The 10000-nt window shown below is 45.4% G+C and carries 11 protein-coding genes and 1 other RNA gene; 7 read left to right on the top strand and 5 right to left on the bottom strand.

Going from position 1 to position 10000, the window contains the following annotated elements; translation table 11 throughout:
* The coding region (tilS, locus tag LDL40_RS17405; RefSeq protein WP_300996732.1) for a tRNA lysidine(34) synthetase TilS at nucleotides 1-497 on the top strand (497 nt) is incomplete at its 5' end.
* Nucleotides 498-598: 101 nt separating this feature from the next.
* Here tilS and LDL40_RS17400 read toward each other — a convergent pair.
* Together LDL40_RS17400 and LDL40_RS17395 are read right to left on the bottom strand one after the other, a co-directional pair.
* A complete protein-coding gene (locus tag LDL40_RS17400; RefSeq protein WP_300996731.1) occupies nucleotides 599-1510 on the bottom strand; it encodes a GGDEF domain-containing protein in 912 nt (303 codons plus the stop codon).
* A gap of 141 nt (nucleotides 1511-1651) precedes the next feature.
* Nucleotides 1652-2797, bottom strand: a complete 1146-nt coding sequence (locus LDL40_RS17395) for a patatin-like phospholipase family protein (RefSeq protein WP_300996730.1) — start codon at nucleotides 2795-2797, stop codon at nucleotides 1652-1654.
* Nucleotides 2798-2925: 128 nt separating this feature from the next.
* Here LDL40_RS17395 and LDL40_RS17390 point away from each other — a divergent pair, with 128 nt between their 5' ends.
* The 4 genes from LDL40_RS17390 (at nucleotide 2926) to LDL40_RS17375 (ending at nucleotide 6591) form a co-directional block, all read left to right on the top strand.
* The gene (locus tag LDL40_RS17390; RefSeq protein ID WP_300996729.1) at nucleotides 2926-3798 is read left to right on the top strand and encodes a DUF3014 domain-containing protein; all 873 of its coding nucleotides are present in this window, start codon (nucleotides 2926-2928) and stop codon (nucleotides 3796-3798) included.
* The gene (locus LDL40_RS17385; RefSeq protein ID WP_300996728.1) at nucleotides 3798-4388 is read left to right on the top strand and encodes a 1-acyl-sn-glycerol-3-phosphate acyltransferase; all 591 of its coding nucleotides are present in this window, start codon (nucleotides 3798-3800) and stop codon (nucleotides 4386-4388) included. Before LDL40_RS17390 ends, LDL40_RS17385 begins: the two co-directional genes overlap by 1 nt.
* A gap of 71 nt (nucleotides 4389-4459) precedes the next feature.
* An RNA gene (gene ffs, locus LDL40_RS17380) (signal recognition particle sRNA small type) lies at nucleotides 4460-4557 on the top strand.
* 96 nt (nucleotides 4558-4653) lie between these two features.
* Nucleotides 4654-6591 carry a S9 family peptidase gene (locus LDL40_RS17375; RefSeq protein ID WP_300996726.1) on the top strand — a complete coding sequence of 646 codons (1938 nt, stop codon included), beginning with the start codon at nucleotides 4654-4656 and terminating at the stop codon, nucleotides 6589-6591.
* Between the two features lie 44 nt (nucleotides 6592-6635).
* Here LDL40_RS17375 and LDL40_RS17370 read toward each other — a convergent pair whose 3' ends face one another.
* Nucleotides 6636-7136 carry an LURP-one-related family protein gene (locus LDL40_RS17370; RefSeq protein ID WP_300996724.1) on the bottom strand — a complete coding sequence of 167 codons (501 nt, stop codon included), beginning with the start codon at nucleotides 7134-7136 and terminating at the stop codon, nucleotides 6636-6638.
* 86 nt (nucleotides 7137-7222) lie between these two features.
* Between LDL40_RS17370 and LDL40_RS17365 the strand changes: the two genes are divergently transcribed.
* Together LDL40_RS17365 and LDL40_RS17360 are read left to right on the top strand one after the other, a co-directional pair.
* Nucleotides 7223-8458: an alpha/beta hydrolase-fold protein gene (locus LDL40_RS17365; protein WP_300996723.1), complete on the top strand. Its 1236-nt coding sequence runs from the start codon at nucleotides 7223-7225 to the stop codon at nucleotides 8456-8458.
* A gap of 159 nt (nucleotides 8459-8617) precedes the next feature.
* Nucleotides 8618-9058 (top strand): hypothetical protein, encoded by a 441-nt coding sequence (locus LDL40_RS17360; RefSeq protein WP_300996722.1) that lies wholly within the window; start codon nucleotides 8618-8620, stop codon nucleotides 9056-9058.
* A gap of 53 nt (nucleotides 9059-9111) precedes the next feature.
* Here the strand turns inward: LDL40_RS17360 and hisIE are convergent, their stop codons facing one another.
* Nucleotides 9112-9747 carry a bifunctional phosphoribosyl-AMP cyclohydrolase/phosphoribosyl-ATP diphosphatase HisIE gene (gene hisIE / locus LDL40_RS17355; RefSeq protein ID WP_300996720.1) on the bottom strand — a complete coding sequence of 212 codons (636 nt, stop codon included), beginning with the start codon at nucleotides 9745-9747 and terminating at the stop codon, nucleotides 9112-9114.
* Nucleotides 9744-10000, bottom strand: a 257-nt coding sequence (locus LDL40_RS17350; RefSeq protein ID WP_300996719.1) for a HisA/HisF-related TIM barrel protein, incomplete at its 5' end; no start/stop codon positions are given. The genes LDL40_RS17350 and hisIE, both read right to left, overlap by 4 nt.

The raw sequence follows: 10000 nt of genomic DNA, 5'->3' as shown, positions 1-10000 counted from the left end.
TAGCTTTAACAGGGCTTAATCCATCCACGGACTGGCTGGAGCGATTTTTTACTGAGTTGACTGAAGCAAAAGCCGATGCCCAGCCTTTGCTTGAACTGGATGGCTATCAAATCCGCCGTTTTGCCGGCAAAGCTTATATCACCCAACTGACAGATGCGCCGCAGGCTGGAGTTTGGCGTGAATTAACACCAGGACAACAGCTGGATACCAGTAGTGGGCAATTCCTGCTAAACAGTGATAACAAAGGCACGCCAGTATTATTAACGGACGCAGCAGTATATCTGGTATTTGGACTTTTAAGTTTGCCCTTTAAGCCTCAAGGGCAACGGCATAGCAAAGAATTAAAACAGTGGCTGAAGTTATGGTCTATCCCGCCCTGGCAAAGAGGGCATTTACCTGTGCTGGTGCAAAACAATCAGGTCGTCGCTGTATTGGGTTTAGCCTCTAATGCAACAGCAGAACAAGCCAATGCTTATATCGATTGGCAAAAGAGTTAAAGCAAAATTACAGATAAAAAAAAGGGCTTGTGGATCTTCTGTCCTTTAGCCCTAATGCACGACGACTAAAATCTTTGCCAGTTAGCTTTGATCTCAATGTGTCAGGCTTGATTTAACAACGCAACTTTGACCGCATTTTTACCTGCCTGTTTTGCCTGAGCCAGAGCTTCGTCGGCACGGCTGAACAGCAACGATGATTTTTGGTTCGGCGCGAGCTGAGCCAAACCCGCACTGGCGGTGACGGCAAACTGATTACAGACATGGTGCTGATTAATAGCTTTTACCAGACGATGGGCAACCAACTCCGCTGACAAAGCATCTTCAGCCGACAATAACACTGCAAATTCGTCTCCACCAAAACGGAACAAGCAATCGCTTGCTCTTAAGGTCTGGCGCATAGCTTCCGCAACCGCAATCAACACATCGTCCCCTGCAGGGTGACCGTAGTTGTCATTAGTCTGTTTAAAATTATCCAAATCCAGCAGTATTAAAGCGCAGGCTTCCTGCCGTCTGTTTGCCAGTTGTACTGTACGTTCAAACTGGTCGTCAAAATTACGTCTGTTGCCTAAGTCAGTCAGACTGTCTTTTAATGCCAATTGTTGCAAACGCACCACTACCAACGTATTGCGTAGTGGGTATAACCATTGCCGTTCCAGTTGCCAGAGTTGATGCTGGACCATTGGAGTAAAAGCTTGTTCTGACTGGTAACAAAGCTCAGCCAGACATTGATCGTTGAGCATCAGCACGCTGCGATGTTCAAAACTGCCTTGCTCTGAACCTGGCGCCAAATATTTTCCTACTGCGGTTTGCAGCTGAATTGAACGCAGAGGCAAAACTTTGCCAGCGGCCATTGAGTAAATCTGCAGCTGATCGGCCAGATCCAGACTGGTTTGTAGTTGTTCTGGCAAAGTTGCCGGATCGCCAGACAAGCCAGACCAATGTGGCTGACTGGTGATACCAGCGTAACTGGTGCCATTTAAGGTCATTTCTTGTAAGCCAAATAATTCCACCACCGCTACTCCGGACTACACCTAAGATAACCAGGATTTGCAGGTATTATGCCAATTAATTAAGTGGATGATATTATTGATTTTTTCAATTATGCAGCTTAGGTTGACGAGTTTTTGACGCGAACAACTGGCTAAAAATTGCCCTTAAGGCCTTAAAAAGTCCAACAATTGCGGCATTTGTTGCATAGCATCCTGATAACCAACTTCAATCAGCCGCTTAGTGTAAGATTTTTCAAAAAGCAGGTAACTGGTTAAGCTTGATTCTGAATGTTGGGTTATACCTGTTAAACGCAGCAAACTGCGTACCGCCATAGGGAGCTGCAAAAAATGCTGGCTGGCAATTTCATTAAAATTGACACTGGGGTTAATTAAGAAACTTTCAACCTTCTTTAAATCAGTAGGGATCTGATGGGCATTTAGTGTATCTACCGTCTTGTTGATCCTGTTCATTCGCTCTATATCTGAATTGAGCGTGTCAGAAAAAATAGTATCGAGCAAATGGCCTGCAACGGTCGCCAAACCCGGGTGATGGGGCATAGCGTTGGTTAAATCATGAGCTCTGGGTTGCTCCAGACCTATGATCAGAATTTTATCTGCTCCCAAATGTATAGGAGAGCTCAAAGGCGACAGCTGGTTAACAGAGCCATCGCCGTAATAATGCTGGTGAATACGCACAGAAGGAAAGACCAGTGGAATGGCGGCAGAGGCTAATAGATGGTGAATGCCTAACAAGGTCTTTTGACCACAGCGTTTGGCTCTGCGCCATTCTTTGGCTTCGTTACTCTGAAAAAATGTGATGGAGTCACCCGTGTTGTAGCTGGATGCTGTGACAGAGACACTGGATAAATAGCCGCCCTGGATGTTGCGGTCTATGCGCTGCAAATCAACAATATTTTGCAGCAATAAGCGCAGAGGTTTATTGTCCAGCAAACTGACGGGTCTTTTATTGGCATAGCCGGCCTGAAAGGCACTTAAAAAGCCTCGCAACAAATGCCAGCCTAAACGCAGGTAATCTGAATAATACACCTGATGGGTATGAAAATTTCGCCAAACCCATTCAATTTTTTTTACGCCCAGATGAAAGCAGGAGGCGTAGCAGGCGATGCCCGTTGCATTGATTGCTCCAGCTGAGGTGCCGCAGACAATTTCAAAAGGTATTTTACTGTTGCGAGGATAATGTTGAGCCAAAGCTTTCAGCACTCCAACCTGATAAGCGGCTCTGGCGCCACCACCAGTTAATAGCAGTGCTATTTTTTTATCGGTTTTTTTTGCGTTTTCCCGGTCGGACACTGAAACTTCTTAACTCTTTAGAGACTCTCTGGATATATATTGCTGAAAAGCAAAATAAATGCAACGCTATAGTCTGTTTTTCAACGGCTTAATATCAGTCATCTGAATCAGCGAAAGGAAATAAAGCAATGACCGAGAAGGCTCCTGGCACAGGCCAGCAACAATATTACATAGGTTTGGCTGTAGTGGCTCTGACCCTGATTGCCATCGTCTGGTTTTTCTTTCGATCAGATGAAGCAGTGATCCCGGAAACTACACCAACTCCAGTACCTACGGTACAACAACCTGCTCCGGCTGATGTGTTAACAGCAGATCAGGAGCCAGTCGATAGTTTAACTGTGCAGGCACAAGACGAAACGCCATTGCAGGAGACTCCGCTGGATGATGCTGTGGCTGTTGAACCAACAGTGAAGTTACCTAGTCTGGATAACTCGGATGCTGAAGTTAAAGCTGGTTTATTAGGATTACGCTGGAAAGCCGGTTTGGCGTCACTTTTTGTGACTGAAGATATGATCCGCCGTTTTGTAGTGAATGTGGATAACATTGCTCAAGGGACTTTGCCAAAAAGTCAGCCGTTGTTTCAGCCAATGACAGTAAAGTTTGCCACTTTGCCTTCAGATACAGGCGGCGTGCAGTTGGATCCTGCCAACTTTGAACGTTATGAGCCTTATCTGCAATTATTGGAAAGTGTGTCTGTCACTGAAGTAAAACGTTTGTTTGAATATTACTATCCATTGATGCAACAAGCTTATTCTGAATTAGGTTACCCGGACGCCCAATTCCGTGTCCGTTTGCAGGAGGCGATCAAAGTGCTGTTAGCTGCGCCGGAAATTGCGCCACCAATGGAATTAGCCCGCCCTAATGTGTATTACACTTATGCTGATGCCGAAACTGAAGCTCTGCCATTAGCGCAACGCCAGATGATCAGGTTAGGACCAGATAATCAAAAACGTCTGAAGAGAGTCTTAGAGGCTCATCAACTTGTACTGGCGCAACCTTAATGTCTGATTTGCCGGCTATTCCTGCAACTCTGCCACGTCGCCACAGTAGCCTGGGTCAGAAGCTCGGGCTGTGTTTATTAAAGTTACTGGGCGGCTGGACTATTACAGGTTCGTTGCCTGAACACAAAAAAATGGTCATAGCTGTTGCTCCTCACACTTCAAATCAGGATTTTTTTGTTGGAATAGCGGCAGCTCTTGCTTTGGATCTGAAGATCCGTTTCCTCGGCAAACACAGTATTTTTGTCTGGCCAGTCAAAGGACTTTTGCAATCTTTAGGCGGGATAGCAGTCGATCGCAGTCATCCCCATGGTGTAGTGGGACAAGTGGTCGCTGAATTTCAGCAATCTGACAGCTTGTTGCTCGGACTGTCACCTGAAGGAAGCCGCAAAAAGGTCGAAAACTGGCGGTCAGGTTTCTGGTTTATTGCAAAACAGGCCCAGGTCCCTATTTGTTTAATAGGACTTGATTACAGCAGCAGACAACTGGTGTTTGGTCCTTGCTTTAATGCTGGTGAAAATTTCACCGACGATCTGCAGCAGATGCGCTTGTTTTTTCAGCAAATGACCGCAAAATATCCGGAAAACGCTTAATTTCTTGCACAGCTAAAAGCTTTTCAGCATAATGCGCGCACCAGTTTGACTGGTACCTTCAATGGTGGCCTCATCGGTCCTCCCGCAATACTAATTCGTTCACCTGGTCAGGTCCGGAAGGAAGCAGCCAAAGCGGATAACGTATGTGCCGGGATGCCGGCTGGTGAGGTCGCCACCCAAACTTCCTATGCCGTATTGCTCCCCTGCTTATATTTAGTTAAATTGTTTCTAACGTTAATTTTTTGTTTTGCTGAATGGACTCTGTATGCATCATATCTTTGTTGGTCTGATCCTGGCCTGTTGTGCCTTGCCTTTATCCCCGGCTGTTGCACAACAAAGCCAGGGGGCAGTGTTACCCCTTGAGATGTTTTATCAGGGCGAGCGTATTGAACAATTGAAGTTGTCGCCCAACGGAAAACGTCTTGTCGCTCTGAAAAATATCAAAGAAGATACCTTAATCCAGCTGATAGACTTAACCTCTGGAGAGTCGATTTATCTGGCAAAAACTGACAATAAAAAATTCCGCTTCGCCTGGGTGCGCTGGGCAAATGATACTCATCTGTTAGCCAGCTTCAGATACGGTGATGTGCGCGGCTTAGGTATAAAAACCAATGAAACCCGTTTGTTTTCTATCGAAGCAAAAGCTGGTGCTGAGCTGGTTCCTATGGTGAAAGCTCCAAGAGAAGGCGAGCATCAGAGTCAGTTTCAGGACGATGTGATTAAAATGCGTTTCCCGGATGATGATCATTTTTTGCTTGGACTAGATAAAGAAATGGCGGGTCATGACACTGTATATCAGGTCAATGTAAAAACGGGGAAAACCAGAGTAGTTCAAAGATACAAGTCGAATGTGACGTCCTGGCTGGTCGACAGACAAGGGCAAATCAGAGCCAGCGTAAATTATGATGAAAAAACTACAGAGTCTTCGATACGAATATTACGCCCGGGCCAGAGTGATTGGCTTGACGCCTGGCGCTGGCCGGCATTTTCTGAACAGGCAGTTTCTATCCTTGGTTTTGGTAAAGATCCAAAAGATATGTACATTTCAGCTAACCATGAAGGTCGCTTAGCTGTATTTAAAGTGGATATCAGCAAAGCAGATTTACCTCGTCAGCTGATCCTTAGCCATCCAAACTACGACATCTCAGGTTCATTGATTTACTCCGCTGCCCGTGATGAACCCGTGGGTATTTATTTCAGTGATGAAAGCTCCGGTAGTTTGTTTTGGGACGAGGAATTTAAAGCCTTTCAGGCGGGTCTGGACAAAGCTTTACCTGATACAGTGAATTACATCACTAACTTAAGTTCAAGCGACCGTACTTATCTGGTGTTTTCTAGCAATGCCACAACACCAGGAGTTTATTTGCTTGGTTACCGGGATGAAAACTCCTTATTACCACTGGCCGAAACTCATCCTGGATTAAACGAAGAGAATTTAGTTCACAAAGAAAAAATCAACTATAAGGCCCGTGATGGCCTGACTATTGAAGGTTACTTGTCCGTGCCCAAAGGCAAAAAAGGACCTGGTCCTATGGTGGTATTGCCTCATGGCGGACCTTTCTCACGTGACTCCAATAGTTTTGACACTTTTTCAGCTTATCTGGTGAACAAAGGTTATAGCGTATTTCAACCTAACTTTCGTGGCTCCAGTGGTTATGGGCATCAGTTTTTAACTCAGGCCTTAGGTCAGTATGGTATGGCTATGCAGGACGACATTACAGATGGCACTCACTATCTGATTGAGCAAAAGATCGCTGATCCAAAACGTATTTGTATAATGGGGGCCAGCTATGGTGGTTATGCCGCTTTGTTAGGCGCGGCCCGCACCCCTGATTTGTACCAATGTTCTATTAGCTTTGCCGGTATTTCCGATTTACGTGAGCAACGATACAGTTATCGGAAGTACACCAATTACAATCTGGCAAAAAAACAGATGGGGGAGGACAACGAGCTATTGGATCAGAATTCACCATTGAATATGGTCGACAAAATTAAAGTACCAGTGTTGTTGATACATGGTACTGAAGATCGCAGCGTCTCGGTCCAACAAAGCCGGATGATGGCAGAACAACTGGCTGACGAAAATAAGGTTTTTACTTATCTTGAGATTGAGGATTGCACCCATCATTTGGATTACTTGCCCCACCGCAAACAAACTTTTGAAGCTATAGATAGCTTTTTAAACAAATATTTACCCCTTTGATATCAGGAGTAAGCACAAAAAAAGCGCCGTTACCGGCGCTTTTTTTAATCATCATCAACCACAGAGTTTTTGCCTGAGTGCTGAATTCTGTCTATCACTATTACAGCGGCCAACAACTGTGCTGTTAGTTTAGGCTCGTAAATGTCGACACCATAAGTATCGGACCAACTGAACCAGGATTTTGATACTTCAGCCAATACCTTGCCGTTTTGACTGATCTTGTATTCGTGTTGCCATAAATTGCCGTGCATTTCCAGCTCACCTGCAGGCCCTGTCACGGTAAAACGGCTGGTCCAGAAAGGCCAAAAACATTTGCGGATAAGCCACTCGCTGCCATCGGCGCAGAGCAACCGGCAGGCCGGCATGATGGTCAGGTATTTACGTTTGATTTTTAAAAGCTCAACACCACGGCTGTCAAACAGGGTCTGGCTGCTGGAGATACTGAAAAACTTGCCCTTAGCACTAAAAGCTTCGTTGCCTTTTTCATCTTCAATGGTAAAGCTGTCGGTCAGGCTGAATATCTTTTGTTTAATTTTATATTTCATAAAACTGACTCCGTCTCTGATGTTGCCAGACTGTAAAATTGCCCTTATGCTGCCTGAGTTTTCAGCAGGATAAAAGGCTTAACATAATGATTTACAAAAAATTGCCGTTGCTGTGGATGCTGTTTTGTTTCTGCTCTACTTCAGCCCAGTTGAAAGCGGACGTGATAGCTGTAGGAGAGAGCTTTACACTGTCATCTGCCATTTTAAAACAACAACGTCGTTATTCAGTGTCTTTGCCCAGCCGTTATCAGGCTGAACCTGACCGGCATTATCCGGTGTTGTATGTAGTAGATGCTGATTTTCAGTTTTTCCACGTGGCAGCAATAGTAAAAAACTTGACTCAAATGGGAAAAATTCCACCTTTGATCGTGGTTGGGGTTGCTACTGAAGGGCCTGATGATTATGTCAAAGCCACCACCTGGCAGATACAAGGTGAAGGGGCGCAAGCTTATGGCGGCATTGAGCCTATGCGTATATTTTTCAATGCCGAACTTATCCCCCTGATAGACAAAGCCTATAGAACCAGTCCAGAGCGCATTTTGGCAGGCTATTCACTTGGAGCTTTATACACTTTGTATGAACTGATCCAAAAAGACAGCCCGTTTCAGGCTTATTTAGCCATGAGTGCCAGCCTTTGGTTTGACGATTATAGTTTTCAGAAAAAGTTTGAAGCCTTTCTGACAGACAAAAACAGCAACAAAAAGCTATTTTTGTCTCTGGCCAATGAGCAGGGTATGGGCGTGACAGAGTTAGTTGCAACACTGAAAAAAGCAGATAAGACCTCGCTGAGTTGGAACTACCGACAATTCCCGGACGAAACCCATTACAGCACCGCCTTACCGGCTTTATACGCTGGCTTAAGTTATTTATATGCAGATTATTTTACTGACGCTGCACAAATGCGGGAGTTAAAGGGCGCAGAAGCTGTGTTTAAGTTATTCCTGCTCAAACAACAGCAGCAGTTTGGCACCTATCAAATTGATTGGCTGCAGGCCTATACCTTAGGCAAATTTTTTGTTGGTACTGAACAAGTGGATGAAATGCCAAAGTTTTTAGCTTTGCTGAAACAGCAGCAACCTGCTTCTTTTAATGAAGTCAGCATTCAATTTGCCAAAATGTACAACAAGCTAAAGCAGCCACAACAAGCGCTGGATTTATTAGCTCAGGCTGATATCACGTATTCAGCGGACGGCTTAAAACAAAAAAGTGATGCCTTAAAAGCTTTGGGTCAGACAGAGCTGGCTGCCAAGCTGTTGACTCAGGCACAACAAATGGCGAAACAGCAAAAGCTGGAGATGTGGGAACAAATGGAGCTGCGTTGAGCGAGGTGTTCTGTATATACTCAGCGCTTTCCGTGGCACTATTATAAGTAACGGATTGGATCTAACTAAATGAAAATATTAAAAATAACTATAATTTTAATTTTAGCGCTATGTGCTGGAGTTATAGTTTTCCACCAAAAAATCGTCTCGGCACTGGTTTTGCCTCAATATATAGACTGGGCTGTAGCTACTGAGGCAAAAGGTGTTAAAGAGGGGCAAGTACTGAATGCAGCGCAATTAGCTATTGCCAAGGAGATTGGTATCAGACATCCGGAAAAAGTCAGGCTGGTGTATGTCGATCAGGTGCCATTTCCACATGACAACTGGCTGCTCAGGGTGGTTGGTGAAGCTTTAGGCTTTATTGGTGAAGGCATAGTGAATAACGCACAGGTTTTTGGTTATTCCATCTATGTCCGAATCGGCTACGAATTGACTACACCAAAGCTGGCTCATGAGTTGGTGCATGTGTTACAAATTGAGCGCTCCAGTTTAGAAGCTGTGGTAACACAACATTTTTCCGATTTAGCTGTTTATGGCTATGACGATTCGCCATTGGAAGTGGAGGCTTACAAGGCCAATCAAGACTACAAAGACAGGTGAACAGCGGCTGCGACGCTCTGGCAGCCGGCTGCTGTCAGAGCGTGTGAGAGGCGTTATTCCGCCTTGGCCTGATGCCGCTGTCTTAGCACCTCAAGTACATCATGCAAAGCCAGATCCTGACTTTTCAGCAATACCAGCAAGTGATAAATCAAATCTGCTGCTTCGTTTTTCAGCTCTTCACGATCGCCTACTGTGGCTGCCAAAGCGGTTTCTACCCCTTCTTCACCGACTTTTTGCGCGATGCGTTTGACGCCTTTGGCAAATAAAGAGGCTGTGTAGCTGGAGCTTGGATCTGCGCCATAACGACTATGGATCACTTGTTCTAACTGGTCTAAAAAGGCCAGGTCTGGCTGGTTGGCGTCTTCGGCATGCCAGCAACTTTCGGTGCCGACATGACAAGTGGGGCCAATTGGTAGTGCTAAAGCCAGAATACTGTCCTGATCGCAATCGGCGGCCATGCTTCGTAATTTCAGCGTATGGCCTGAGCTTTCGCCTTTGGTCCATAAGCGGTTTTTACTGCGGCTAAAAAAAGTCACATCGCCGCTTTCCAGGCTTTTTTGCAGTGCTTCTTTGTTGGCAAACCCCTGCATCAGCACTTTACCGGAGCGGGCGTGTTGTACTATGACTGGCAACAAGCCATCGCCTTTGCTGAAATCCAGCTGGTCCAGGTTGGTTAAATTCAGTTTCATGGCCTGATCTCCAGCTTACGTTCTAATAAAAAGGTTTTGAGTTCTGGGATGGGGATGATGCCTTTGTGGAACACCGAAGCGGCTAAAGCGCCGTCTACATCGGCTTGCTCAAATACATCGGCAAAATGCTGCATAGCTCCTGCGCCACCACTGGCGATCAGCGGCACTTTGCAGGAGTTTCGCATCAGTTGTAACTGAGTTAAATCGTAACCCTGGCGCACACCATCCTGATTCATACAATTCAGCACTATTT

This window comes from Rheinheimera sp. (genome assembly GCF_020217005.1).
Taxonomy (GTDB): Bacteria; Pseudomonadota; Gammaproteobacteria; order Enterobacterales; family Alteromonadaceae; genus Pararheinheimera.
Note: the sequence above shows the minus strand (reverse complement) of the source record. Positions and strands in the feature narration are given on the sequence as shown.